The organism is Streptomyces sp. CG 926 (assembly GCF_003148825.1).
Taxonomy (GTDB): domain Bacteria; phylum Actinomycetota; class Actinomycetes; order Streptomycetales; family Streptomycetaceae; genus Streptomyces.
Map to the genome: position 1 here is coordinate 355,408 of NZ_QGGZ01000002.1, position 25,443 is coordinate 380,850.

The 25,443-nt window shown below is 72.3% G+C and carries 20 protein-coding genes; 7 read left to right on the forward strand and 13 right to left on the reverse strand.

All coding sequences use genetic code 11. The features are described from left to right. Positions 1–94: 94 nt before the first annotated feature. From lipA to BCL76_RS06745, 3 genes are all read right to left on the reverse strand, one after another. On the reverse strand, positions 95–1,042 hold the full coding sequence (gene lipA / locus BCL76_RS06735; RefSeq protein WP_109778593.1) for a lipoyl synthase: 948 nt from the start codon (positions 1,040–1,042) through the stop codon (positions 95–97). 109 nt (positions 1,043–1,151) lie between these two features. Further along, complete coding sequence (lipB, locus tag BCL76_RS06740; RefSeq protein ID WP_109778594.1) at positions 1,152–1,952, reverse strand: lipoyl(octanoyl) transferase LipB; 801 nt, start codon at positions 1,950–1,952, stop codon at positions 1,152–1,154. 77 nt (positions 1,953–2,029) lie between these two features. Then, the gene (locus BCL76_RS06745; protein ID WP_258309384.1) at positions 2,030–2,350 is read right to left on the reverse strand and encodes a hypothetical protein; all 321 of its coding nucleotides are present in this window, start codon (positions 2,348–2,350) and stop codon (positions 2,030–2,032) included. Positions 2,351–2,523: 173 nt separating this feature from the next. On the opposite strand from BCL76_RS06745, the gene BCL76_RS06750 reads away from it, so the two are divergent. Next, the gene (locus tag BCL76_RS06750) at positions 2,524–3,963 is read left to right on the forward strand and encodes a hypothetical protein (protein WP_030772177.1); all 1,440 of its coding nucleotides are present in this window, start codon (positions 2,524–2,526) and stop codon (positions 3,961–3,963) included. A gap of 94 nt (positions 3,964–4,057) precedes the next feature. On the opposite strand, the gene BCL76_RS06755 is transcribed toward BCL76_RS06750, so the two are convergent. The 3 genes from BCL76_RS06755 to BCL76_RS06765 form a co-directional block, all read right to left on the reverse strand. After that, complete coding sequence (locus BCL76_RS06755) at positions 4,058–5,329, reverse strand: NAD(P)/FAD-dependent oxidoreductase (protein WP_109778595.1); 1,272 nt, start codon at positions 5,327–5,329, stop codon at positions 4,058–4,060. Positions 5,330–5,485: 156 nt separating this feature from the next. Then, positions 5,486–6,373: a TIGR01777 family oxidoreductase gene (locus BCL76_RS06760; protein ID WP_109778596.1), complete on the reverse strand. Its 888-nt coding sequence runs from the start codon at positions 6,371–6,373 to the stop codon at positions 5,486–5,488. A gap of 252 nt (positions 6,374–6,625) precedes the next feature. Further along, positions 6,626–7,390, reverse strand: coding sequence for a VIT1/CCC1 transporter family protein (locus BCL76_RS06765; protein ID WP_375137888.1), 765 nt, complete (start codon positions 7,388–7,390; stop codon positions 6,626–6,628). An 81-nt stretch (positions 7,391–7,471) separates the two neighbouring features. Between BCL76_RS06765 and BCL76_RS06770 the strand changes: the two genes are divergently transcribed. Beyond that, positions 7,472–8,563, forward strand: coding sequence for a PP2C family protein-serine/threonine phosphatase (locus tag BCL76_RS06770; RefSeq protein ID WP_109778597.1), 1,092 nt, complete (start codon positions 7,472–7,474; stop codon positions 8,561–8,563). Between the two features lie 122 nt (positions 8,564–8,685). Here the strand turns inward: BCL76_RS06770 and BCL76_RS06775 are convergent, their stop codons facing one another. Next, a complete protein-coding gene (locus tag BCL76_RS06775) occupies positions 8,686–8,937 on the reverse strand; it encodes a hypothetical protein (protein ID WP_030389046.1) in 252 nt (83 codons plus the stop codon). Positions 8,938–9,043: 106 nt separating this feature from the next. On the opposite strand from BCL76_RS06775, the gene BCL76_RS06780 reads away from it, so the two are divergent. Continuing rightward, positions 9,044–9,415 carry an ArsC/Spx/MgsR family protein gene (locus BCL76_RS06780; protein WP_109778598.1) on the forward strand — a complete coding sequence of 124 codons (372 nt, stop codon included), beginning with the start codon at positions 9,044–9,046 and terminating at the stop codon, positions 9,413–9,415. A gap of 24 nt (positions 9,416–9,439) precedes the next feature. Here the strand turns inward: BCL76_RS06780 and BCL76_RS06785 are convergent, their stop codons facing one another. Both BCL76_RS06785 and BCL76_RS06790 read right to left on the reverse strand, forming a co-directional pair. Next, entirely contained in the window at positions 9,440–10,303 is an 864-nt protein-coding gene (locus tag BCL76_RS06785) for a class I SAM-dependent methyltransferase (protein ID WP_109778599.1), read from the reverse strand. A 63-nt stretch (positions 10,304–10,366) separates the two neighbouring features. After that, the gene (locus BCL76_RS06790; protein WP_109778600.1) at positions 10,367–11,227 is read right to left on the reverse strand and encodes an alpha/beta fold hydrolase; all 861 of its coding nucleotides are present in this window, start codon (positions 11,225–11,227) and stop codon (positions 10,367–10,369) included. Positions 11,228–11,409: 182 nt separating this feature from the next. Between BCL76_RS06790 and BCL76_RS06795 the strand changes: the two genes are divergently transcribed. Next, the gene (locus BCL76_RS06795; protein WP_375137894.1) at positions 11,410–11,865 is read left to right on the forward strand and encodes a MarR family transcriptional regulator; all 456 of its coding nucleotides are present in this window, start codon (positions 11,410–11,412) and stop codon (positions 11,863–11,865) included. Beyond that, positions 11,862–13,250, forward strand: coding sequence for a MocR-like pyridoxine biosynthesis transcription factor PdxR (gene pdxR, locus BCL76_RS06800; protein ID WP_109778602.1), 1,389 nt, complete (start codon positions 11,862–11,864; stop codon positions 13,248–13,250). Before BCL76_RS06795 ends, pdxR begins: the two co-directional genes overlap by 4 nt. Positions 13,251–13,260: 10 nt before the next feature. On the opposite strand, the gene BCL76_RS06805 is transcribed toward pdxR, so the two are convergent. Next, positions 13,261–14,478 carry an enoyl-[acyl-carrier-protein] reductase FabV gene (locus BCL76_RS06805; RefSeq protein WP_109778603.1) on the reverse strand — a complete coding sequence of 406 codons (1,218 nt, stop codon included), beginning with the start codon at positions 14,476–14,478 and terminating at the stop codon, positions 13,261–13,263. Positions 14,479–14,738: 260 nt separating this feature from the next. On the opposite strand from BCL76_RS06805, the gene BCL76_RS06810 reads away from it, so the two are divergent. Then, on the forward strand, positions 14,739–15,272 hold the full coding sequence (locus BCL76_RS06810) for a hypothetical protein (RefSeq protein ID WP_258309387.1): 534 nt from the start codon (positions 14,739–14,741) through the stop codon (positions 15,270–15,272). On the opposite strand, the gene BCL76_RS06815 is transcribed toward BCL76_RS06810, so the two are convergent. After that, entirely contained in the window at positions 15,265–16,134 is an 870-nt protein-coding gene (locus tag BCL76_RS06815; protein ID WP_258309458.1) for a Gfo/Idh/MocA family protein, read from the reverse strand. The genes BCL76_RS06810 and BCL76_RS06815 overlap by 8 nt on opposite strands. Positions 16,135–16,443: 309 nt before the next feature. On the opposite strand from BCL76_RS06815, the gene glnII reads away from it, so the two are divergent. Next, positions 16,444–17,463 (forward strand): glutamine synthetase, encoded by a 1,020-nt coding sequence (gene glnII, locus BCL76_RS06820; RefSeq protein ID WP_109778605.1) that lies wholly within the window; start codon positions 16,444–16,446, stop codon positions 17,461–17,463. A 378-nt stretch (positions 17,464–17,841) separates the two neighbouring features. Here the strand turns inward: glnII and BCL76_RS06825 are convergent, their stop codons facing one another. Together BCL76_RS06825 and BCL76_RS06830 are read right to left on the reverse strand one after the other, a co-directional pair. After that, positions 17,842–18,357: a hypothetical protein gene (locus BCL76_RS06825; RefSeq protein WP_109778606.1), complete on the reverse strand. Its 516-nt coding sequence runs from the start codon at positions 18,355–18,357 to the stop codon at positions 17,842–17,844. A gap of 2 nt (positions 18,358–18,359) precedes the next feature. Further along, positions 18,360–25,376 (reverse strand): polymorphic toxin-type HINT domain-containing protein, encoded by a 7,017-nt coding sequence (locus BCL76_RS06830; RefSeq protein ID WP_146228327.1) that lies wholly within the window; start codon positions 25,374–25,376, stop codon positions 18,360–18,362. Between the last annotated feature and the right edge of the window lie 67 nt (positions 25,377–25,443).

The window sequence follows — 25,443 nt, forward strand, 5'->3', positions numbered from 1 at the left end:
CGGACTCTTCCTCAGGAAAGAGCCTAGGGGCCGCGTCGATGCGGTGTTACCCACTAGTAACGCTTTGTGCGCGACTTCACACGCTCGGCCGAACTCAGACTCGGCTGCGCTTCTCCATCGCCTGCTGGTAGAGACGACCCGCGCGGTACGAGGACCGGACCAGCGGGCCGGACATCACACCGGAGAAGCCGATCTCCTCGGCCTCCTTCGCCAGCTCGACGAACTCGGCCGGCTTCACCCAGCGCTCGACGGGGTGGTGCCGCGGCGAGGGCCGCAGGTACTGGGTGATGGTGATGAGCTCGCAGCCGGCCTCGTGCAGCTCCTTCAGAGCCTGCGAGACCTCCTCGCGCTCCTCGCCCATGCCGAGGATCAGGTTCGACTTGGTGATCAGGCCGTAGGCGCGGGCCTGCCGGATCACGTCGAGCGAGCGCTCGTAGCGGAAGCCGGGGCGGATCCGCTTGAAGATGCGGGGCACGGTCTCGACGTTGTGCGCGAAGACCTCGGGGCGGGAGGCGAAGACCTCCTCCAGCAGCTCCGGGACCGCGTTGAAGTCGGGGGCCAGCAGCTCGACCTTGGTGTGGCCGCTCTCGCGGCCCGCCGTCTGCTGGTGGATCTGGCGCACGGTCTCCGCGTACAGCCAGGCGCCGCCGTCGGCCAGGTCGTCGCGCGCGACGCCCGTGATGGTGGCGTAGTTCAGGTCCATCGTGACCACGGACTCGCCGACACGCCGCGGCTCGTCACGGTCCAGCGCCTCGGGCTTGCCCGTGTCGATCTGGCAGAAGTCACAACGCCGGGTGCACTGGTCACCACCGATGAGGAAGGTGGCCTCGCGGTCCTCCCAGCATTCGTAGATGTTCGGACAACCGGCTTCCTGGCACACCGTGTGCAGTCCTTCGCCCTTCACCAGGGCCTGCATCTTGGTGTACTCGGGACCCATCTTCGCCCGGGTCTTGATCCACTCGGGCTTGCGCTCGATGGGGGTCTGGGCGTTACGGACCTCCAGGCGCAGCATCTTGCGTCCGTCGGGTGCGACTGCGGACACGACCGGCTCCCTGTGACTTCGATTGTTCGGGCGCCCACCAGGGTACGCCCGTAATTTCATACGCTCTTACGTCGGCCAACCTGCGGGTGGCCGGTCCCATTCCCGGGGGCTAGGAGCCCAGTGCCGGCTCCGTCTCGCGGGGCCGGAGTTCAGCATGCTCCAGTACGTCCTTCAGGTGGCGTTCGGCCACCGGAAGGACCTCGGCGATGGTGATCTCCCGGCCCAGTTCGTACGAGAGCGAGGTCACACCGGCGTCCCGGATCCCGCACGGGATGATCCGGTCGAACCAGGTGCTGTCCGGGTTCACGTTGATCGCGAAGCCGTGCATCGTGACGCCCTTGGCGACCCGGATGCCGATGGCCGCGAGCTTGCGGTCCTCGCGGCGCTGGCCGGCGTTGGACGGGGCGTACTCGGGGCCGTTGAGCCGCGCGTCGAACTCCTCGTCGTGCAGCCGGGGGTCGAACTCCAGCGACAGCCCGCCGATCTTCGGACGCTCCTCGACGGGATCGCCCAGGACCCACACCCCGGAGCGGCCCTCGACGCGGGTGGTCTCCAGGCCGAACTCGGCGGCCGTGCGGATCAGGGCCTCTTCGAGGCGGCGGACGTGGGCGACCACGTCCACCGGACGGGGCAGCTTCATGATCGGGTAGCCGACCAGCTGACCCGGGCCGTGCCAGGTGATCTTGCCGCCGCGGTCCACGTCGACGACGGGGGTGCCGTCGAGCGGGCGCTCGCTGGGGTCGGTGCGCCGGCCCGCCGTGTAGACCGGCAGGTGCTCCAGCAACAGGCAGGTGTCGTCTATCTCGTCCGCGAAGCGGGCCGCGTGCACCCTGCGCTGTTCTTCCCAGGCCTGGGTGTACTCGACGGATTCGGGTCCGAAGCCCAGATGGACAAAACCGAGCTCAGCCACCGCAGCGCCTCCTCGTTGAACCTGCTGTGTGCACGTACCTCACTGGGCCAAGAGTACGGCGACCCGCGCGAGCCCCTTCAGGACCCCGGCACCGCCTCGGGATCGGGCTCGGGTTCGGGCTCGGGATCGGGCTCCGGCGGGGGCCCCGGGAGCTGCTTCGGCCGGCGCCGCCCCTTGGGCGGCCGGTCCGGGTCCTCGTCCGCGCGCGGCAGCCGCCGGTGGCCCTCGGAGTGGTCGTTGACCCAGCCGCACACCCCGCACGCGTACCGGCCGTCCAGCCCCGCGATGTAGGTGCCGCAGCGCCGGCACTCCGCCTCGGTCAGTTCGGGCGGGGGCAGCGGGGCGGTGGATTCGGTTTGCTCCTCGGGGAGGTGCGCCCTGTGGGGCCGAGGGGTCATGGCCCGCAGCGTACGCGGGCGGAGGGGTCCGGTCCGTAAAGGCCCCTACGCATTCTGCACACGATCGGATGAATGTGGGGCAGAGAGGGCGGCATCGGCGAAGTTCGCCGCTACATTCACGCCGTTCACAGGGCCGGGACTCCGGTCCGTCACGTCAGGAAACCGTGGAGCCGATGACGGAACGACCTGCCCAGCGCGTCCCCAACCGGCAGCTCGCGGCGCTGATCGCGGAAGCCGGGTTCTCCAATGCCGGTCTCGCCCGCCGCGTCGACCAGCTAGGCCTGGAGCACGGTCTCGATCTGCGGTACGACAAGACCTCCGTGACCCGGTGGCTGCGCGGTCAGCAGCCCCGCGGCACCACCCCGGCGTTGATCGCCGAGGTCTTCACCCGCCGCCTCGGTCGCCGCCTCTCCGCCCAGGACCTGGGGCTGGACGCCTGCGCGCCCGTGTACGCCGGGCTGGAGTTCGCGGCCACCCCGGAGGAGGCCGTGGACATCGCGAGCGGGCTGTGGCGCAAGGACTCCGGCTCGCACGCCGAGCTCCGGAAGATCGCCTTCACCCCGGCCGGGCTGGTCGTGCCCAGCCGGGACTGGCTGATCGGGCGGGCCGACGAGCGGGTCGGCCGGGGCGCGGAGCCCGCCACGGCCCGGGTCCCGCTGCAGGGGCGGACCTCGGTGCCCCGGCAGCGGCAGATCGACCGCGGCCCCGGACAGCGCGTGACGAGCGGGGACATCGCGGCGCTGAGATCGGTGAGCGAGCTGTTCCGGACCCTGGACCAGGCCTACGGCGGCGGGCACGCCCGGCAGGCCCTGGTGCGCTACCTGGAGCACGAGGCCGAGCCGATGCTCCGCGGGACCTACGGGGAGACCACCGGGCGGCGGCTGTTCTCGGCCGCCGCCGATCTGACCCGGCTCGCGGGCTGGACCTCGTACGACATCGCCGCGCACGGGCTGGCCCAGCGCTACTTCGTGCAGGCGCTACGGCTGGCGCAGGCGGCCGGGGACCGCCCGTACGGCTCGTACGTGCTGGTCACCATGAGCCGGCAGGCGGTCTACCTCGGCCACGGCCGCGAGGCCGTGCAGCTGGCCCGGGTGGCCCAGCAGGGCGTCGGCTCCGGCCCGCCGCCCGTGGTGCAGGCGCTGCTCCACTCGGCGGAGGCGCGCGGACACGCGGTCCTCGGCGAGGTGCGGGCCTCGACCGCCTCCCTGGTGCGGGCCGAGCGCGCGCTGGGTGCGGCCCGGCCGGGGGACGACGTACCGCCCTGGGCGCGATTCTTCGACGAGGCGCAACTGGCGGACGAGTTCGGGCACTGCCACCGGGACCTCCAGCAGTACCGGGCCTCGGCCCAGCACGCGGAGCGGTCACTGCAGTTGAGGGCGCCGGGGTACGCCCGGTCCCGGCTGTTCTGCCGGGTGGTGCTGGCCACGGCCCGGCTGGGGCTGGGCGAGCTGGACCAGGCGTGCGCGCTGGGCGCGGAGGCGGCGCAGCAGGCGATGGAGATGCGGTCGGTGCGGGCGGTGGAGTACGTACGGGACTTCGAGCGGCGGCTGGAGCCGTACCGGGACGCCTCGGCGGTGCGGACCTACCGGGACCGGGTGGCGGCCTTGTCGTGACCCTGCGGGCCGGCCGCGGGGGCCGGGGCCCGGATCGCACGCCCGGAACGCCGGCGAGGCGGGAGCAGGGCCCCGCCGGCGTCGTCAGGTGTTCTCAGGCCGCCACCGGGAGTGCGGGCTCCGGGGCGACCGGGAGCGGGATGCCGAAGTCGCGCAGGACGGCGCCGGCGGCACGGCGGGCCGAGTGCAGGGCTCCTTGGACGGTGTTGGTGTCGCGGTGGTCGCCGCACACGTACAGCCCGGCCAGTACGCGTACGGGACGCCGCAGGTCGTGCGGCGGGGGCATCGCGGGGACCGCCTCCGGGGTGTGGTGGACGGCCAGCAGTTCCCACTCGCGGGTGGGGGTGTCGTAGAGCCGGGCCAGCCGTGCCGCGACCGTGCGCGCGGGGGGTGGCGGGCCGAGCACGGTGGTGGTGACCAGGCTCCGGCCGGCCGGGGCCCGGGTCGGGTCGACCGCACTCATGACGGCCGTGTGGGAGACGGGCCACTGGGGATCCCCGTCCAGGAGCAGCGTGCCGTCCCGGGGCAGGGGTGCGGTGGTGGCGTGGTGCAGGACGGTGACCTCGTGGAAGGCGGGCACGCGCAGGCCGGGCAGGAGCTCGGCGGCGGCGCGGGCCCCGGTGGCCAGGAGGACGGAACGGCAGCGGAAGTCGCCGTGCTCCTCGGTGGTGACCAGGTTGGTGGCCACCGACCGGACCCGGACCCCGGTGCGTACGGTGCCGGGCGGCAGGGCGGCGGCGAGCAGGTCGGGCAGGGCCGCCGCGCCGCCCTCGGGTACGGCGAGCCGGCCCCGGGCGAAGGTGCGCAGGGCGAGGTCGGCGACCCGGCTGGAGGTGGTGAGCTCCGGGTCGCGCAGCAGGGTGGCGAGCAGGGGGCGGAGCGCCCCGTTCAGGGTGCGGGTCGGCAGCCCGCGGGAGCGCAGGGCGGCGTGCGCGGTGCGTTCGGGACGGGCCAGGAGCTTCTCCTCGGGCAGGGTGGCGAACCGCCCGAGGGCGGCGCTGATCCGGGCCTGGTCGAGGGAGCGGCTGGCCAGGGCCCGGGCCGGGGTGAGGACCCCGACCCGTAGTTGTTTCCCGTCGGTGTGGACGAGGACGCCCGGTGTGAAGGGGCGCAGGGTCAGGGCCCGCAGGCCCGGGGTGCGTTCGAGCTCCGTGTACGCGGTGTTGAGCAGTTGACCGATCCGGTCGAGCCGGAACCCGTCGGCGGACTCGGTGGCCATCCGCCCGCCGGGGTCGTCCGCGGCTTCCAGGACGGTGACCGTGACTCCGGCTGCGATCAGGTGCTGCGCTGCCGCGAGTCCTGAGACTCCGGCTCCTACGATGACGACGTCCGCATGGTGTGCGGCATGGTGTGCGCTGCTGAGCACGTGCCCCTCCCCGAGGTCGGCGCGGCTGTGTGGGGATCCTCCTTCCCCCAACCGGTTAAAGGGGAACCCGAGTTCGGCGGGGTATTGCGGTCAACTCCGGTCGCACAGCGGTCGCATTCGGGTCACAAACGGTCGCACGGTGGTCGCACGCGGATCTCAGAGCGCGGCGCGGATCGCCTGCTCGATGCCGGGGTCGTGGAAGACGAAGCCGGACCCCAGCAGCCGCGCGGGCCGGGCCCGCTGACTGCCGAGCACGTCCTCGGCGAACTCCCCCAGCACCACGCGCAGGGCCACGGCCGGTACGGGCAGTACCGCGGGCCGGCGCAGCACCCGGGCCATGGCCTCGGTGACCTGGCGGTTGGTCAGCGGCTCCGGGGCGGTCAGGTTGACCGGGCCGGACAGGCCCGGGGTGTCGATGATGTGCCGCAGGGCCGCGACCTCGTCGCGCAGGGAGATGTACGACCAGTACTGGCGGCCGTTGCCGAGCCGGCCGCCGACGCCGGCGCGGAAGAGGGGGAACATCCGCCCCCAGGCACCGCCCTCGCGGGCGACGACCAGCCCGGTACGGGCGAACGCGGTCCGGATCCCGGCCTCCTGGGCGGGGGCCGCGGCGGCCTCCCACTCCACGCAGACCGAGGGCAGGAACCCCTGCCCGGCGGGGGTGTCCTCGTCGACGACCCGGTCGCCGGTGTCCCCGTAGTAGCCGACGGCCGAACCGCTGACCAGGACGGCGGGCGGCTCGTCGAGGGCGGCGAGGGCGTGCGCGAGCGTGGCGGTGCCGAGGACCCGGCTGTCGCGGATCTCCCTCTTGTACGCGGCCGTCCACCGGTGGTCCCCGACCCCGGCCCCGGCCAGGTGTACGACGGCCCCGCAGCGGGCCAACCCGGCGGGGTCCACGAACCCGCGCGCCGGATCCCACCGCGCCTCGTCCGCCCCGACGGGCTCCCGCCGCACGAACCGCACCACCTCGTGCCCGTCCGCCCGCAGGGACCGCACGAGTGCACTTCCGATGAGCCCGGTCGCCCCGGTGACAGCAATGCGCATGCCCCCATCCTGCCGGGTCGCTGCGCGGGCTCGGCGGATTCGGGTGTGGCGCCGCGCCACGGTCGGACAGGGCCCGGCCGCCCCGGCCCTGGCGGGCGTCACCACACGGCGCTCCGCGCCCGCGCCTCGAACGCCGGCGGGGCTGGTTTCCCGCGCTGCCGCGTCCAAAGGCCTGCGGCGCCGAAATCAAGCCCCGCCGGCGTTTGAGGCGCGGGGTCCGGGGCGGAGCCCCGGGGCCGGGCGGAGCCCGGTTCAGGTCGTCGTGCCCAGCCAGGTGCCCACCGCGTAGGTGACGGCCATGGCCAGCGCGCCCCCGGCGACGTTGCGCAGCACCGCCCTCGGCACCGGCGCACCGCCCAGCCGCGCGCTGATCACCCCGCACAACGTCAGCGCCGCCAGCACCGCCACCACCGTCACCGGCACCCGCGCCGACGGCCCCGGCAGGATGATCGCCAGCAGCGGCAGCAGCGCCCCCACCGTGAAGGCGATGAGGCTGGCGAAGGCCGCGTGCCACGGGTTGGCCAACTCGTCGGGATTGATCCCCAGCTCCACCCGGGCGTGGGCCCGCAACGCGTCCCGCTCCGTCAGCTGCTCGGCGGCCTCCCGGGCCACGTCCCGGCTGAGCCCCCGCGCGGCGAGCAGGTCGGTGAGTTCGTCGAGCTCCGCCTCCGGCTCCTCGGCCAGTTCCCAGCGCTCCAGGTCGAGCGCGGCCCGTTCGGAGTCCCGCTGCGAGCTGACGGAGACGTACTCCCCCGCCGCCATCGACAGCGAGCCCGCCAGCAGCCCGGCGACGCCCGCCGCCAGGATCGCCGAGCGCGAGGTGGTGGCCCCGGCCATACCGACCACCAGGCCCGCGGTGGAGATGATCCCGTCGTTGGCGCCGAGCACACCCGCGCGCAGCCAGTTGAGCCGTGTGCTGATCTCCGCGCTCTGCGACCCGTCGCCCGTGCCGTGCGCCTCGATGTGCGCCTTGCCGGGCCGCTCGCCCGCGCCTTCGCCTGCCGTCACGCCCCCCACTGTCGCGGTCCGGGGCCGGCGTGGCCACCCGGCGGACCGGTCCGGGGTGCGCGGGCCCCGCCCCCGTACCAGGGTGGAGGGGTGAGACGCCGACGCGAGGAGCCGGGCGGGCTGCGCGGGGAACCGCCGCCCCGCTGGGCCCGGATCGCACCCGCGGCGGCCTTGGTGGCGCTGGTCCTCGCCCAGGCGCTGACCCCGGGCGCCGAGCTCGGGTTCTTCCTGGCGGGCCTGCCTCCGGTGGCCGCCTTCGCGTACGGGGCGGCCGGGACCGCGGCCTTCGCCGCCATCGTCCTGCTGCTCCTGGGGCTGCCGTCCCTCGGCGTCGGCCACGCCCGCAGTACGGACCTGGCCACGGTGGCCGCCGTCGGTGTGCTCAGCGTGGTGATCGCCTGGGTCCGCCAGCGCCGGGACGCACAGCTGGTCAGCGTCCGGACGGTGGCGGAGGCCGCCCAGCTCGCGGTCCTCCCGCCGGTACCGGACCGGGTGGGCCCGGTGCGCTGCTCGGGCCTGTACCGGGCGGCTCAGCGCGGCACGCTGGTCGGCGGCGATCTGTACGACGTACGGGCCGGGCCGCACGGCGTACGCGCCCTGGTCGGCGACGTACAGGGGCACGGGCTGGCGGCGGTCGCCACGGTCGGGGCGCTGCTCGGCGCCTTCCGCGAGGCCGTGATCGACGACGTCGGGCTCGCGGCGGTCGCGGCCCGGCTGGACCGCCGGTTGGTGGCGGACGCGGCGGCCGCCTCGGTCGAGCATCCGGAGCTGTTCGCCACGGCCGTGCTGCTGGAGTTCCCGCCCGGGCTGGACGTCGTCCGGATCGTGTCGTGCGGGCATCCGTCGGCCCTGCGGGTCCGCGGACCGGTGGTGGAGGAGGTGGCCGTGGATCCGGGGCCACCCCTGGGCCTGGGGCTCGCCGGCCCGAGCCCACCGAAGGTGACGGAGCTGGCGGTGCGGCCCGGGGACCAGCTGCTGCTGCACACCGACGGCGTGACGGAGGCCCGCGACGCGACGGGGCACTTCTACCCGCTGGCCGACCGCGTGCCCGTACTGGCGCGGGAGCCGGGGGGCCTGGTGGAGGCGGTGTGGCAGGACCTGTTGGCCTTCACGAACGGCGGCCCGAACGACGACGTGGCCCTGCTGCTGCTCTCCCTGGACGGCCGGGAACCGGCGACGTAGGCCGTGCACCGCGCCCGGGCGGAGCCCACGCCCCACGGGAGCGCGAGGTCCGACCCCGACCGGCCGGCGCCCGGCCGGTCGGGGCCCTTCACGTCTGGCGTCGGACGCCTGACGCCTGACGCCTACGACTCCATGATGAACGCGCGCACCATCTTGCAGGTGACATTCGACGGCCGGTGGATCCCCGTCCGGACCGCCATCGTCCGGATCTTCCGGTTGGTGGCGCGCCGAGCGTCGTACGTCCCCGAGTCGAGCAGGGATATCGCCAACCGCATCGCCTTCAGCCGGCGGTTGTGGCTCTCGTACCACTCGCGGGGCAGCCCCGCCGGCAGCGGCTTCTTCTTGACGTGCTGAATGGTGGTGGCAGTGGCCATCTACAGCCTCCCAAACGGTAGTTGGCTTCCTGTCGTTCTCCCTCGATTTTACCTGCGACCACTGACAGAAGCCCTGGCCGGAACGGGCCTGGGTAGGGTTGGCGCCATGGAGATCTGGATCAATCCCGCCTGTTCCAAGTGCCGCAGCGCCCTGACCCTGCTGGACGCCGAGGGCGCCGACTACACGGTGCGCCGTTACCTGGAGGACGTGCCCTCCGAGGACGAGATCCGCGAGGTGCTCGGCCGTCTCGGGCTGGAGCCGTGGGACATCACGCGCACCTCGGATCCGCTCGCCGCGGAGACCGGGGTCAAGGAGCTGCCGCGCGAGGAGACCGACGCGGCACGCGGGCTCTGGATCGCCCACCTCGCGGCCCACCCGAAGCTCATCCAGCGCCCGATCATCACCGCCGAGGACGGCACGGCCGTGGTCGGCCGGTCCGAGGAAGCGGTCCGCGAGGCCCTGTCCCGCAAGGGATAGGAGCATCTCGCCACGCCCACCCGGTCAGACGCGGCGCGCGATCACTTCCATGCACGCCCGGTAGCGCTCGCTGACCGCATAGTGAACGGGTTCGAAGCCGTGCTCGGCCAGCAGCGCGTAGAGGCGGGGGCGGCTGAAGTTGTGGAAGTGCTCCAGCTCCCCCCAGTAGGGGTTGGCGCCGCCCGCGTCCAGCAGCCGCCAGACCGCGGAGTCGTAGTGGGGCATCGACGCGAAGAGGACGCCGTCCTCACGCAGCAACCGGTGGGCGGCGACCAGGCCCTCACCGGGGTACGGCATGTGCTCCAGTACGTCGGCCATGCTGATCACGGAGTACCGGCCGGGCGCGTCGAGCTGCCTGAGGTCGGCGCAGTGCGCCTCGATGCCGAGTCGGCGCAACCCTTCGGCTGTCGAGGGCCGCAGGTCGATGCCCTGGGGCTCGAAGCCCCACTCCTCCGCGGTGAACAGCAGCGATCCGTTGCCGAAGCCGACGTCGAGCCAGCAGCCGTCGGCCACGTAGCGGGCGACCCGCTCCACGATGCGCGCCGAGAGGTAGCGGTTCTGCTCGAACCCCGCGCCCGGCTGCTGGTTCGGGTTGGTCGAGGAGAAGATCTCCGCGCAGACCTCGTCCGAGAAGCAGCCGTCGGTGAAGACGTGTCCGCAGGCGGCGCAGCGCATCCAGACCATGGTCGGGGCGATCACCGGCTTGTAGAGCGGATGCCCTGAGCAGTCGCCGTTGCGCAGCACGGAGATCTCGGGGGCGACGCAGAGCGGACAGGCGTCGTACAGCAGACGCGGCTGGTGCGGCTGGTGCGGGTGGTGCGCTCGGTGCGGCGTGGGCACGGGCGGCGTCGCGACAGAAGTGGCCGCAACGGCTGGATCGGCGGACATGTCAGGAAAAGTACCGCTCGTTCTCGCTGACGTCGCGATGCCGCGCGGGATCCGGTGCCGCACTCAGAGGGCGAGCCGGCCGACGATCTCGTCGGCCGCCGTCAGCGGCAGCGCGTGGTGCGCCACCCCGGGCAGTACGTCGACACGCGCGCTCGGCAGCACCTCGCGCGCCACCCAGGCCGCGCGGTCGGAGTCGTGGCAGCGGGCGAGCCGGCCGAAGAGGACGTCGACCCGCGGGCCCGCGCCCGAGGGGTGCGCGAGCCCGGCCAGGTCCGGGCGCGGCCCGGTGACCGGCCGGACCGTGGGAAACCCGGCGCTCTCCTCCTGCAGCCGCAGCCAGGTCGGATCGAGTGCGGCCCCGCGGGTCTCCCAGGCGAGGAAGGAGCGGATCCGCTCGGGGGTGGGCCGCACCAGCATGGGTAGGGCGCGCAGTACGTAGCGCGGGCGCAGCCCCGCGAAGACCTGGGTCGGGTCGAGCAGCGCCAGGCGGTCGAGCCGGGTCGGGCGCAGGGCGGCGTAGTGGGCGGCGATCCAGGCCCCGTACGAGTGCCCGGCGAGGGTCACCGGCCCGCGCGGGCCCGGGCCGTCGAGGACCGCGTCGAGGACCGCGTCGAGCCAGCCGACCAGGTCCCCGACGGAGCGGATCGCCCGGTCGGCCGCCGGCACGCTGAGCCCGGGGTCACCCACCAGGTCCACGGCGTGCACCTGGTGGGCGCGGGCCGCCCCGGCCGCGACGCAGGCCCCCCACACGGTGGAGGTGGCCCCGCCGCCGGGCAGCAGCACCAGCGGCGGCGCGCCGGGCGGGCCGCAGCGGTTGACGCGGGTGACCCCGTACGGGGTGGGCAGGTCGACGGGCTCGACGGGGCCGGGCCATCGGCCGAGTGTCGTGTCGTAGGCGGCGCGGAAGGAAGACGTCCGGCGCATGTCCCGCTCCGATGCCTGATCCAATGTCTCCTCCGACCATCGCCTGCGATCTCTTGCCAGGCGATAATCTCGCTCAGCGAGAGATTTTGCCAGGGGGCGATGTGAACAAGAACCGGAACCCGGACCACCGGGAACCCGCGAGCGGGGACCCGACGGACGAGGAACCCGTGCGCGAGGAGCCCGTGCGCGAGGAGCCCGACAACCTTCGGCTGGTGCACCTGCTCCGCGCGGTGACCGTCGAGTTCGGTCTGCGTCAGGCCGAGTTCGCCGCCCGCAACGCCATGCACCCCACCGACGTACGGGCCCTGATCTGCCTGCTCGACGCGGCCCGCGCGGACGAACCGGCCACCGCGGGCCTGCTCGGCGCCCGCCTCGGCCTCAACTCCGCCGGCACCACCGCCGTGATCGACCGCCTCGAACGGCTGGGGCAGGTGGCACGCGTCCGCGACGACCGCGACCGGCGCCGGATCCTGCTGCGCGTGGAGCCGGCCGCGATCCGCCTGGGCCGGGAGTTCTTCGGACCCCTGATCGACGGCGTGCTCCAGGTACTCGACGGCTTCGACCCCGCCGAACGGGACACCGTACGCCGCTTCCTGACGGCCACCCACGCCGTCTTCGCCCGGGAGCCGCGCCCGTGACCACCCCCGACCTGGGACCCGGTGGCGCCGACCTGCACCTGGAACTCCCCGCCGAGGGCGCCCGGCGAACCGCCCTCGCCCAGGCCCTGCGGAGCGCCGTACGCAGCGGCCGCCTGGCCGGCGGGACCCTGCTGCCGCCGTACCGGACGCTGGCCGCCGACCTCGGACTGGCCCGCAACGCCGTCGCCGACGCGTACGCCGAGCTGGTCGCCGAGGGCTGGTTCACCGCCCGGCAGGGTTCCGGCACCCGCGTCGCCGAGGGGGTCGCCACCACCGACGCGCCCTCCGCCACGGCCGGACCCGTACCCGACCGACCCCGCCACGACCTGCTCCAGGGCAAGCCGGACCCCGCCTCCTTCCCCCGGGACGCCTGGGCGGCCAGCGCCCGCCGTGCCCTGTCCGAGGCGCCCACCGAGGCCTTCGGACCGGGCGATCCGCAAGGCCGCCCCGAACTGCGGCGGGCCCTGGCCGGCTACCTCTCCCGGGCGCGGGGCGTGCGCTGCGGTCCCGAGAACATCGTGATCTGCTCCGGCTTCGCCAACGGGTTACGGCTCCTGGCGTCCGTCCGACCCCCCGACTGGGCCGTCGAGGCGTACGGGCTGCCCTTCCACCACGGCATCCTCGAGACCGCCGGGGTCCACCCGTACCCCGTCCCGGTCGACGAGGACGGCGCCCGGACGAAGGAACTCCCCGCCCGGGTGCCCACGTTGCTGCTCACACCGGCGCACCAGTTCCCGACCGGCGGCCGCCTGCTGCCCGCCCGGCGGGCCGCCGCCGTGGAATGGGCCCGCGGCACCGGTGCCGTGATCGTGGAGGACGACTACGACGGGGAGTTCCGCTACGACCGCAAGCCGGTCGGCGCGTTGCAGGGACTGGCCCCCGAACACGTGGTGTACGCGGGCTCGCTGAGCAAGAGCCTCTCCCCGGCGCTGCGGCTGGGCTGGCTGGTCCTCCCGGACCGGCTGCGCGACCAGGTGCTGGCCGCGAAGGGCCTGCGGGAGTCCTGGGCGAGCACGTTGGACCAGCTGGCCCTGGCCGACTTCATCGACTGCGGGGCGTACGACCGCCACGTACGCCGGATGCGCCTGCGCTACCGGAACCGCCGCGACCAGCTGGTCTCCGTACTCGCGGCACACGCCCCGGAGGTCCGGGTGACGGGCATCTCGGCCGGGCTGCACGCCGTACTGGCACTGGCTCCGGGCCGGGAGTCCCCCGCCCTGGCCGCGGCCCACGCGGCGGGCCTGGCACTGGACGGCCTCTCGACGTACCGGCACCCGGCCGACCCGACCCCACCCCGCGAGGGCCTGGTGGTCGGCTACGCGGCGCCCCCGGACTCGGCTTTCACCCGGGCACTCGAAGCCCTGGCGGGGGTGGTGGGCCGGTAGGACCGCTCGGTCAGCCGACGGCCACGGGGGCGGGGGCGGGGCCGGCGGGCCACTCGACGGAGGTCTCGGCCGCGACCCCGTAGTCGACGCCGGGGACGTCCCAGCCGTAGAGCCGGCCGACCTGGTCACGGAACCAGCCGGTGTCCGCCTCGGCCGCGATCGTGTCGGAGTCGACCGCGTCCCACGTGGCGCGGACGGCGGCCTGGACCCGGGGGTCCATCTCCCAGTCGTCCAACCGGATGCGGCCCTGGTCGTCGAGGCCGAGATCGGCGGCACCGACGAGCCGCTGCCACAGGGCCGCCGCCTGATCGACGGTGCTCTGCCAGCCGTCACCGGTGACCCGGTGGAGGATGCTGGTGTAGAGCGCGATGCTCGGAATCGCGGTGGAGGCCTGGGTGACGGCCGCGCCCGCGACGACGGTGTGGGCGTGGCCCGTGCCGGCCAGTCGGGTGTCGATGGCGCGGGCGGTGTCCTCGAGGTGCTGCTTGGCGGCGCCGATGGTGCCGGCCCGGTAGATGGGGGCGGTGATGTCGGAGCCGACGTAGGAGAGCGCGACGGTGCGGAACCCCTCGGCGAGCAGGCCCTTGGAGTCCAGCACGTCGATCCACCTCTGCCAGTCGGCGCCGCCCATGACCTGCACGGTGGCCTCGCGCTCGGCCTCGTCCGCGGCCTGCAGGTGCAACGCGCCGACCTGCGGGACGCCGTCCTCGAACACGAGGGTCTTCGCGCGGTGGTCGGTGCCGAGCGGCTTGATGACGGAGTGGTGGACCTCGCCGGTCAGCGGGTCCGTGCGACGCGGGGCCGCGATGCTGTGGATGAGCAGGTCGACCTTGCCGAAACGGTCGGCGAGCCGGCTCACGGCCTCGTCCTTGAGGCCGTCGGAGAAGGCGTCGCCGTTGAGGAAGGTGAAGTCGGCGCCGGCCTCGGCGGCGAGTTCGGCGGTCCGCGCGGTGCGGTACCAGCCCGCGCCGGCGGTACGCCGCTCCGTCTCGGCGGCTTCGAAGGCGATGCCGAGACCGCGCATCCGGTGCGCACGCAGGCCGACCAGCGTCGCGGCCAGCCCGTAGCCGGCGCTGGAACCGATGACGAGGGCGACGGGACCGGGCCGGTCGCCGACAGGCTCCGGCGCCTGGCCCCACATGTGGTCGACCACCGCCTCGCAGCCGACCGGGTGGCTGTTGACGTACAGGTAGCCGCGGTTGCCGGGCTTGATCTCGCGGAGGCTCACTCGTGGGTCCTTCGGGTGGGGGATCGTGAACGACGGCCGCCGGCCCGGGTCTCGCTCGGGAAGGGCTCTGCCCACATCCTCGGGGAGCACGCTCCGACCGCACGATGTCGATCTTCACCAGAAGTGCCCACCCGTTCTTGTGGGTGTCCTTCGAAGGCCTCCGCCTCCCGATGCCGCACGCCTCTTCACCCCGCTCCCACCTTCCACCCCCTAGGGTGACCGGAGTACCAAAGAGGACGTATCGCATCAAAGGACCCGACGTGAACGAGGAGCAGCAGCCGCACGGCCTCCCCGCCGAGGGCCCGGACCGGGTCGGGCGGCGGGGGGCCGACTGGATGTTCGGTGGGGCGTACGGGACCGTTCTGGCCAGTGCGCTGTTGGCCGCGCTGCACCAGAAGGGGGAGGAGTTCACCCCGTACTACGACGCCAGCTGGGTGCTCGTGACGGCCGCGACCGCCGGGCTCGCGCACGGCTACTCCCACCACATGGCCTCCCACCTGCGGGACTCCGCCGGGCACCGGTGGCGGATGCTGGGTCGGGGCCTGTGGAACGAGTGGCCGCTGGTCGTGGCCGCCCTGCCCACCGTCCTGCTGCTGGTCGCCGCCGGGCTGTTCGGCTGGGACGCCTACGCGGTGACCGCCGTCGGGCTGGGGCTGAACACGGCCCTACTGTTCGCCTGGGGCGCGCTCGTCGCGCTCCGCGTGGGCCACCGGTTCGGCTCCTCGCTGGCGATCGGCATGGCGGACGCCACCATCGGCCTGGCCATCATCGTGGCGAACGCGGTGATCAAGTAGGGAGCTGCGCCTCCGCCTCGGCCAGGATCTCCGTCAGCCGGGCTCCGAACTCCGCCCCGCGCGGATCCGGTACGCCCGTCCGGGCCGCGGTGAGCAGCGCGTCCAGGGCGCGCCCGTAGGCGCCCGGTACGTCGCTCCAGCCGGGCAGCTCGTGCACTCCTTCGGTGCCGCGCAACTCCAGCCCCACCCCGGCGGCCGCGGGCGGCGCACCCAGGCTGAGCACGGCGGTGCTGGCCGCGCCGGAGCTGTGGCGCAGCGCCAGTTGGACCACGTCGGAAGGGCCTCGGGTGGCGCTGATCGCGGTGACCTCGCCGAGGACCGGGATCAGGACGGAGAGGGCGTGCGGGCCGACGTCCCACAGGCCGCCCTTGGCCTTGCGCCAGGGCGAGTCGGCGTAGGCGCTGGGCGATCCGTCGGGCGGGAAGACGGCGCCGAGCCAGTGGGCCGCGGCCGTGAACCAGCCGGACCGTGCGGCCTGTTCGTCGACCCAGCTCGCGGTGGGCTCGGCGAAGCGCAGGGTGAGGAAGACGACGGAGGCGACCTGGTGGCGCGCGGCCGCCTCGGCGACGGCCCGGGCGTCCTCGACGGTGGTGGCGACGGGCTTGTCGAGGAGCAGGTGGCATCCCGCGGCGGCGGCGCGGACGGCCATGGCGGCCTGCACATCGGGCGGCAGGGCGAAGGCCACGGCGTCACACTCGGCGAACAACGCGTCGGGGTCTTCGTACACCTTCACGCCGTACTCGTGCGCCAGCTCGGCCGCGGCTTCGGGCCGCCGGCCCCACACCCCGGCGAAGTCGGAGCCGGCGTGCGCGGCGAGGGCGGGGGCGTGGGTGCGGTGCGCCCAAGGGCCGGTGCCCAGCAGTCCGACCCGGGGGCGGCGGCCTGCCGGGTCCTGGTCGGTGGCACCGTCGGCGACGCGTTCGGCGGCGCTCTCGACGGGGCCTTCGGTGGAGTTCAAATCAGACGAAATGCTCACGCGGTCAGTCTGCCCCACCCGGACGGGCGCGCCGTCACCAACCCGCACAACCCGCCCGACCTGCGGTGCAAACCTCGGTAACACGGGGTTCACACACGGGCAACGGAAGAGAAATCGCGGGCGGGCACGCTGCGGTCATCACCGCAGCGATGAAGCAGCGACCAGCAGCACCCGCAGAGTCTGAGGATGGGGCCCGTGAGCTACAAGGCTGAGTACATCTGGATCGACGGCACCGAGCCGACGGCGAAGCTTCGCTCCAAGACGAAGATCATCGGGGACGGCGGCGCGCTGCCGATCTGGGGCTTCGACGGATCGAGCACCAACCAGGCCGAGGGCCACGCCTCCGACCGCGTGCTCAACCCGGTGTTCTCCTGCCCGGACCCGATCCGCGGCGGCGACAACGTCCTCGTCCTGTGCGAGGTCCTGAACATCGACATGACCCCGCACGAGTCGAACACCCGCGCGCTGCTGCGTCCGATCGCCGAGAAGTTCGCCGGCCAGGAGCCGATCTTCGGCATCGAGCAGGAGTACACCTTCTTCGACGGCGACCGTCCGCTCGGCTTCCCGGTGGGCGGCTTCCCGGCCGCGCAGGGCGGCTACTACTGCGGTGTCGGCTCGGACGAGATCTTCGGCCGCGACATCGTCGAGAAGCACCTGGACCACTGCCTCGCGGCGGGCCTGAGCATCTCCGGCATCAACGCCGAGGTCATGCCCGGCCAGTGGGAGTTCCAGGTCGGCCCCGTGGGCCCGCTGGAGGTCTCCGACCAGCTGTGGATCGCGCGCTGGCTGCTCTACCGCACCGCCGAGGACTTCAACGTCTCCGCGACGCTGAACCCGAAGCCGGTGAAGGGCGACTGGAACGGCGCGGGCGCGCACACCAACTTCTCCACGAAGGCGATGCGCGAGGACTACCGCGCGATCATCTCCGCGTGCGAGGCGCTGGGCGAGGGCAGCAAGCCGCTGGACCACGTCAAGAACTACGGCGCCGGCATCGACGAGCGCCTGACGGGTCTGCACGAGACCGCCCCGTGGAACGAGTTCAGCTACGGCGTCTCGGACCGCGGCGCCTCGGTCCGCATCCCGTGGCAGGTGGAGAAGGACGGCAAGGGCTACATCGAGGACCGCCGCCCGAACGCGAACGTGGACCCGTACGTCGTGACCCGCCTCATCACGGACACCTGCTGCACGGGCCTGGAGAAGGACGGTCTGGTCTGACCGACCCGGCCCCCGGTCATACGACACAGTGCGGCGGCCCGCCCTCCCCACCCGGAGGGCGGGCCGTCGCGCTGCCGGCGACCGCTGGGCCGACTGCACGACGAGGCCCGGCCGGTGTCACCCGCCCAGGCCGTCCCCCTCGGCGCGCAGCCGCCAGGCCTCCGGGAAGGTCAGCGGGACGACGTCCTCGGACCACCCATGAAAACCGACGGCGCCCATCGCGCCCGCCCCACGAAGTGCGTGTGGAGGTCGTCTACCGGCCACGGCACCCCGCCCACGCTCCGTCGCCCCCTTCCCCGGATGCAGTCACACGGCACCGAAGCGGAGCTGCCCCCCGACGGACGGTCCGTCGGGGGGCAGCTCCGCTTGCCGGGTCTTCTACTGTGCGTCGGTTCCGCTGATCACGTACAGCGAGACCGTGATGGCGGTGTCGTCCGAGGACAAGTGCTCAAGTCCGAGGACCACGTGCACGTTGTCGACCTTCCAGCATTCCGTGTGCACGAAGAAGAATTCATCCGAGTCGAGGATCAGCTCTTCCGGATCTACAGAAAGACTCTCGCCCAGCAGGGCGGAGAACCGTCCGGCCAGTTCCTGCGAATCCCTGATCTCGTCCTCATAGCCCTCCCTGATGGCCCGAAGATAGTCGGGCGAATTGAAGTCGGGCTGCCATTCCTTCAGCGTGACTCCGATGTATGCCGGATCCTCGTCACACTCGGCGCCGAGGAGCAGGCCGTTCCGCCCCAGGCGCTGCGGATAAGGGAGGGAGACCGAGCCTACGGCCTTCCAGCCCGAACGCAGCAGTTCGGACGTAATGCGCTCCTCGTTCCACGGGTGTTCGAAGCGCGTGGCCAGGCGCACGAGCTCCACCAGCGGTTCCAGGTCGATGTCGATCACTGTTACATCCCTATTCCCGAGACGTGGAAGACCCGGAGCACGCCGCTTTCCATTTCCGCCGGGAACCATTCACGTAGAACGGCTCGGTAGAATGCGGCGCCAGACTCGTTGGACACGGCGTAGCGTACACCACGGCCACCCAATGCGGCATTCAGATCCAAGAGCCTGCGCGCCTGATCGACGGTGGTTTCTTCACTGAATCGCGTGCGCTTGTGGCTGGGATTGTAGAGGCTCTTGTCGAATCCGTTCGGGATGTCTTCCCGGCCGGTCCACTTCGCCTCGGTGATCCACCCGTTCGCATCCGGGCCGCCGTCCACCTTGATCAGCGAACCGTTGTGCTCCCACCATTGCTCCGACTTCGTGCCGGTGACATGGATCTGGTACTTGAACCCGACGTTGGAATTGATCAGCTTGTCGGACATCGGGTAGTCGCCCTTGAAGGTCGGGCAGTTGTGCGCGAGTACACCGGTGGCACCCGCCAGCACGTAGTACGTGTGGAAGTCGTCCACCGTGAGGTTGTGGACGCGCTGTTGCTGGGTGTGGCGGCCGACCGCGGTGATCTGGACCTTGGTGCCGGCCGACGTCTCCAGCCACTGACCGGGCTGGAGGTCGGTCGCGTCGACCCACTCGTGCCGCTCGGGCACCCAGAACGGGTGGGTGTCCGTTGCGGTGACAGACTCCGTCTTGCCGTCCGCCATGGCGACCGTGATCTCGACCAGCTTCTTGTCGCCCTCGCCGGTGATGGTGGAGGTGACTTCCTTACCCTCGACCCGCCCGGTGGACGGATCGGCCGACAGGACCTTGTCGCCGCCCTTCAGCTCCTCGATGGGCTTGCGGGTGCCGTCTGCGAGCAGTACCTCGGTGCCGGGCACGAAACTGTTGTCGCACGACGCCTTGGCCGCCGTCCGCCGGCTGCCCGAATTGACCGCCTTGGCGCCGCCGGAGCTCTTGCCCGACCAGAGTTTCTTGGAGCTGCCGGATGAGGACCAGCCGGCCCTGCCGCCGCCCGCCTTGCCGGCGCCCGCGCGCGGGCCGGACCGCGAGGTCCAGCCGCTCACCTTGCGCACGGGAGAGGCCTTGCTGACCCTGCTCGTGTACTTGGTGGCGTACTTGACGGCCTTGGCGCCCAGGCGGGTACCGGCGATGGCGGCGCCCGCGACCGGGATCATCGAGGCGAAGGACATCGCCGCGTTCTTCCAGTCGCCCTGGGCGGCGTACCAGACGCCGTTGACCAGGTCGGCGGCCTCACCGATGACCGGGATCATGCCGGCCACGTCGAGCGCGGTGTGGCCGTACTTGTTGATCGCGCCGCCGACCTTCTTGGCGGCCTTCTTGAGCGCGCCCCAGAACAGACCGTCCGGGTCCGAGAAGGTCATCGGGCTGTTGTTGGCGTACAGGTAGCCCTGGAGCTGCTGCGGATCGGTCGGGTCCATGACCGGGTCGACCGAGAGGAACGTGCCTGTGCGGGTGTCGTACTCGCGTGCCCCGAGGTGGGTCAGGCCGGTGGCCTTGTCCTCGGTGCCGCCGACGAAGCCGCGCTCGCCCGGCCACGACGTCGGCTCCGTGCCGCGGTCCTCACCGAACGGTTTGGTGGCCTGACGCTGGACCTGGAGGGTCGTGGCGTCGATCGCCGTGGTGCCGGTGCCGTGGTGGTCGGCCCCGATGTAGGACAAGGTTCCGTTGGAAGAGCGGACGACGGTCGCGCCGCCCGGGGTGCCGTAGTAGCGGGTACCGGTGACCGTGTTGGTCGTGGTGTTGAGGGTGAGCTCGGTGGAACCCAGGTACAGAGTGGTCTTGCCCGGGTCCTTGCGTGCCAGGCGGTTGCCCTCTGCGTCGTAGATGTACGTGGAGGTTCCGGCGCTCGTCTTCGCCGAGGCGAGGTTGCCCTCCGGGGTCCATGTGTACGTCTGGGTGTTGCCCGCGAGGTCCGGCCGCGTCAGCGTGTTCCCGGTCTCGTCGTACGTGGAGTTGGTGGTGACGACCGGGCCGCTGCCGGTCTGCTTCTTCGTCGAGGTCGGGGCGTGCGGGCGCGGTTGGCCCGGGGCCGGGAAGGTGTTGGTGGTCGTCGTCGACTTGGCGGCGTCGCCGGCCGGGTCGTGGTCGGTAACCGAGGTCCGGTTTCCGGTGACGTCGTAGGTGAACGCCTGGTGGTACGGTGCCGGACCTCCGACCTTGCCCGCCTGCGGAGCGGTGCTGGTGCAGCCGCCGACGCCGGGGACGGACGGCCCGGGCCGGGTCGTGGTGGTCCCGGTATCGGTCCACGCACGGGTCATCCGGCGCAGGTGGTCGTACGTGAAGCACTGCGTGTCGCGCACGCCGCCCTGCTGGCTGGAGACGGAGGTGACGTCACCGGCCGGGGTGTAGGTGTAGTCGGTGATGTCGACCGACCCGGACGCGTCCTCCTTGTCGAGCTTGGTCTGCAGCAGGCGGCCGGTGGCCGGGTCGGCCACCAGGGTGAGGGCGACCTGCTTGGGCATGGCGCCCAGCGTGGTCCGCTGTACCTGGCCGAGCTCGTCGTAGTCGGTGAAGTTGACGTAGGTGGTGGTGTTCGTACCCACCGAAACTGGCAGGCCGTTCACGTTGCGGCCGACGTACAGCCTCTCCTTGGGCAGGCCGCCCGCCGCCGGCTGGTCGGTGAAGTCCGCCTCGCCGGTGATGGAGTCGTAGTACGCCGACGAGGTGTACGAGGTACTGAGCGCGCCCTCGCCCGCCGGAACGGTCAGCTTGCTGCCGACGGCCCGGTAGTCGTCGTCGTAGGCCGTGACCTCCTGACGCCACGGCTTGCCGTCGACCCAGCTGGTGGAGGCGGCCGGAAGGCCGGGCACCACCGTGTCGTACTCGAACGTGGCGATCTTCGTGCCGTCGACCGCTCCGAGGTTGCGGGAGGTCGGACGGCCCAGGATGTCGTAGCTGGTGAAGGTGGTGATGCCACGGGCGTCGGTCTCGGAGACCGGACGGTCGGCGGCGTCGTAGGTGGTGGTCGTCGCGCCCTTGTCCGGGTCTTCGGACCGGGTCTGGCGCCCGTGCAGGTCGTAGCCGTTCTTCCAGACGTTGCCGGCCGGGTCGGTGACCTGGGTCAGCTGGCCCTCGGTGTCGTATGCGTAGCGGGTCGCGTCGAACTCACCCGTGGGGCTGCCCGCCTTGTACTGCCGCTTCTCCACCGTGCGGCCGCGCGCGTCGGTGTGGGTGCTGGTGGCGATGGCGCCCTGGGGCGGCGTCGAGTCAGTGCGGTCCGCGCCCGGGTAGGCGGTGGTGCCGCGCCACTGCTCGACGGCCTTCGAGGAGAAGATCTCCGCCACGGATCTGCCGAGGCCGTCATAGAGGATCGTGCTCTGGTTCGGGACCGTGTTGTCGTTGGCGACGAAGCGGGTCTTGACCGGCTCTGTGGAGGTGTTGTTGAAGTACGGCGCGTTTGCCTTGGAGGGCCGGCCGAAGCTGTCGTAGAACGTGTCGGTGATGACCCTGCCGGTGCCGCCGTTGGCGGTGACTCCCTGGACCTGGACGGTCTTGCCGAAGGCATCGAGGATCTCGATGCTCGCGGCGTAGGACTCGTCCGAGCGCAGCGTCTTGGTCGTGACCGAGCTGGTGCCGGTGTTGGCCAGGTCGTACTCGATGACCTGGTTCGCCGCGTCGCTGCGCGCACGCCCCGGCTTCCACATCGCCGTGATGCGGCCCAGGGCGTCGATCGCCTGCTCGCTGGTGCGGCCGTTGTGGTCCTCCACCTTGACCGGGACTTCCCGCAGCGGGTGGTACGTGGACGTTGTCGACCAGTTCTTGGCGTTGGTGACCTTGATGCTCGTCGGGGCGAACAGCGTCGACGGGGTGTACTCCGTCGTCGTCTTCGCGCCCGCCGCGTCCGTCGCGGTCGTCACACGGCCGTAGGCGTCGTACGTCACGGTCGAGTTCAGCGAGAACTTCGGCTGGCCGCCCTCGAAGCGGTCCAGTTCCTCCGTGCTCGTGACCTGGCCCGCGCCCGTCAGGGTGCCGTGGGGCTGGGCGTCGTAGAGGGTGCGGCTGCGGCCCAGGGTGTTGGACTCCGTGGCCGCCGTGGCGCAGTCGCCCTGGACCTGGACGGTCTCCGAGACGCGGTCGATCATCCAGGCGCCCGTGTTGCGGGCGTAGGACGTGGTGGTGCACACGTCCGGCAGGCCGTCGGCGCGGTCCAGGACCGACACCGGCATGCCGTACGTGGTGTCGAACGTCGCCGTCTTCGACGTGCTCTGCCAGGTCTTGTCGGCGCGCAGCGCCTTGTCCTTGGCGGAGCCGCCGCGCAGCATCTGCGCGGTCAGCGCAGGCAGCTTCGTGCCGCGGCTGTGGGTCGCCGTGACCGGCGAGAGCCAGGGCTCGGACTGCGAGACCGCGACCAGTTCGCCGCCGTCGGAGGCGAAGGTCTGGGACTCACGGACGCTGCCGGCCAGCGGGTTGCTGTCCTTGATGGTGTTGCCGGCGATGCCCGTGAAGGTGGCGGTGCGCTTGCTGCCGTCGGCCTTGGTGTCGCCGTCCATGCCGCGCAGGTAGAAGGAGGCCGACTTCGAGACCACGTCCGGGGCGGTGCCCGCGCGGGTGATGACCTGCTCGTAGCCGCGGAACTGGTTCCAGGTCCGCTGCTTGTCCTCGGTGGTCTCCTCGTCGTCGCGGTGCCAGGCGGCGCCGCCGACGTACTCGTAGCGGGTCTCCTGCGGACGGGAGCCGCCGAACGGGTCGATCTCGGTGACCCGGTTGACCACGTACTTGTGGAACCAGTCCAGCGTCGGGTCGTTCGGGCTCTTCGGGTCCGGGTTCCAGTACACCGGGTAGCAGCGGGTGGTGTTGCCGTCCTGGGAGGTCGGCAGACCCGTGCCGGGGGTGCAGTCGGGGTCGGCGTAGCCGACGTCCGTGACCTGGCCGGTCTCGGCGGTGACGGAGACGATGCGGCGCCGGTTCATGGCGGGCTTGTTGTCACCGCTGGAGTCGACGCGGTTGTTCATCAGCCGGCCGGTGAAGGTGATCGCCGGGGTGGTGAGCTTCGTCGCGCCGTCGTGGCCCGAGCGCTGGATCGACGCCAGCCACAGGGCGGGCGCGGTCTGGTCCTGCGGATTCGGGAACTCGTGGGTGAACGCGTACGAGTCGACGTCGTCGTAGCCGCTGCCGGCGCCGTTGAGCACCTGGGTGGTGATCTTCGTCAGGCGCTTGGTGGTCCAGAACGTCGCCGAGTAGTTCTCACAGGTGCCCGTGGAGGCGCAGTTCTGGTCGAACGGGACGTCCGGCCACTTCGCGGCGTTCGCCTTGGTCAGCTTGGCCGGCGCGCAGTCGAAGCCCGCGTCGGGCAGGCAGCGCTCGGCGGTGGTGAAGAGGACCTGGGCGGTCGGCTTGACCGTGTCCGCGTCCGTCAGCTTCGAACCGTACGTGGTCTTGGCCAGGTTGCCGCCGCGGGTGTACTTGGTCAGCGTGCCCGTGGGGGTGGCCTCGGAGACACCGCGCTTGTAGTAGTTGGTCGCGACGTCGTACCAGTGGGTGATCATGCCGCCGCGCGGGTCCACGACGAAGTCGAGGTTCCAGCGGTAGGCCTGCATGCACCAGGAGGCGTCGAAGGTCGACTTGTTGCACTCCTCGCCGGCGTTGTTGCCGTACACGGGGGTGGTCCAGGCCGAGTTGGTGGCCGGGGCGGTGGAGCTGCCGGGCTTGCGGCCGACGCCGAAGTAGTACTGGGTGCCGTCGGCCGTGGTGACCTTCCAGTACTCGCCGTTGTTGTCGCCGTTGGTGGCGCCGGTGAGCTTCTCGACCTTGGAGGCGTCGTCGTTCTCCAGCCGCCAGGTGCCGGAGGTGTCGTCGCGGACCAGGGTGGAGGACTTGCCGTCCAGCGAGATGGTGGCGTTGTGGCCCGCCAGGCACTGCTCGCCGGAGTCCTTCTGGCCGTCCTTGGAGCAGGGCTTGAAGGTGCGCTCGACGAAGCCGGGGGTGTAGTCCCAGCCCTCGCCGATCCACGACGCCTGGTTGTTCGTCGCCGCGGTACGGCCGTCGACCGACTGCGAGCTGTACGAGAGGCTGACGCTGGGCTTGGTGCCGCCCAGGCCGTCCGGGACGTCGATCGGGTACGTCCACGAGAAGCCGCCGGTGCTGCCGCCCTGGCTCCAGGAACCGGAGGGGGCGAGGCTGGTGGCGCCGTAGGTGCCGGCGCTGCCGCCGGGGGCGGCGGAGGCGGCCAGTACGGTCGCTCCGCTCGCGGCGGCGTTGAGGCGGGTGGCGTCCGCGGCCGGGCCGTCGGCCTTGAGGGAGACCTCGGCGCTCAACAGGCCCGGCCGGTCCCCGTCCTTGACGGTGGCCACCGGGGTCTGCTTCTGGCACTCGGGGCGGTCGGGCGTGATGAGCGCGCACTCGGGCAGCTCGACGAGCCGGGCCCGGGAGAGCCAGTCGCCGCCGAAGGCGCCGGCGATGTGCGAGACGTCGACCGAGACCTTGACCGGGGCGCCCTTCTCGGTGCCCTCGGCGGACTTGACCGCGAGCAGCAGGCCCTGGACTCCGGCCTTCTCGGCGGCCTTCTTGTCGGCCAGGGTGACCGAGGCCTTGCCGGTGCGCGGGCCTGCGTTGCCGGAGCGCGCGCGGTCGGCGGCCTCGACCCACACGGGGGCCGAGCCGGCGCGGCTGGGCTCGGCCACCGGTGCGGCGGGAGCGGCCGACCGGGCACCGGCCAGGAAGCGGGCGCCCAGCGGCGGCGCGGGCGGTGCCGCGTTCAGGTCCACCTTGGCCTGACCGGCGGCGGGCCAGGCCACGTCACGGGGCTTGAAGGTGCCGGCGCCGTCGCCGCGCTCCTTGGAGGCGGCCGCGGCGGCAGCCGACTTGGCGGCGTTCTTTCCGGTGACCGAGTCGGTCTTCTTCAGCTTCTCCGGCGCCCAGCGCCGGGTGTCCTTGGGCTTCCAGTCGGCTGCCTGAGCCGGGCCGGAGCCCAGGATCAGTGCGAGCGCGACGCCTATGCCCACGGTGGTGCGGCGCGCGAGGACGGTACGTCTCCCCCACGCGCGCAATTCAGACGGTGCCAACACGGCACGCCCCCCAATGAATTGTCGACATGAAGATCTTTACGATCTTTGTGGGCGCATTTTAGGTCAG

Excerpts from the sequence above, each read along its gene's own strand:
- BCL76_RS06745 (WP_258309384.1), bottom strand. The coding sequence starts at position 2,350 with ATGACCCCTCGGCCCCACAGGGCGCACCTCCCCGAGGAGCAAACCGAA.
- BCL76_RS06750 (WP_030772177.1), top strand. The coding sequence starts at position 2,524 with ATGACGGAACGACCTGCCCAGCGCGTCCCCAACCGGCAGCTCGCGGCG.
- BCL76_RS06760 (WP_109778596.1), bottom strand. The coding sequence starts at position 6,373 with ATGCGCATTGCTGTCACCGGGGCGACCGGGCTCATCGGAAGTGCACTC.
- BCL76_RS06775 (WP_030389046.1), bottom strand. The coding sequence starts at position 8,937 with ATGGCCACTGCCACCACCATTCAGCACGTCAAGAAGAAGCCGCTGCCG.
- BCL76_RS06780 (WP_109778598.1), top strand. The coding sequence starts at position 9,044 with ATGGAGATCTGGATCAATCCCGCCTGTTCCAAGTGCCGCAGCGCCCTG.
- BCL76_RS06785 (WP_109778599.1), bottom strand. The coding sequence starts at position 10,303 with ATGTCCGCCGATCCAGCCGTTGCGGCCACTTCTGTCGCGACGCCGCCC.
- BCL76_RS06790 (WP_109778600.1), bottom strand. The coding sequence starts at position 11,227 with ATGCGCCGGACGTCTTCCTTCCGCGCCGCCTACGACACGACACTCGGC.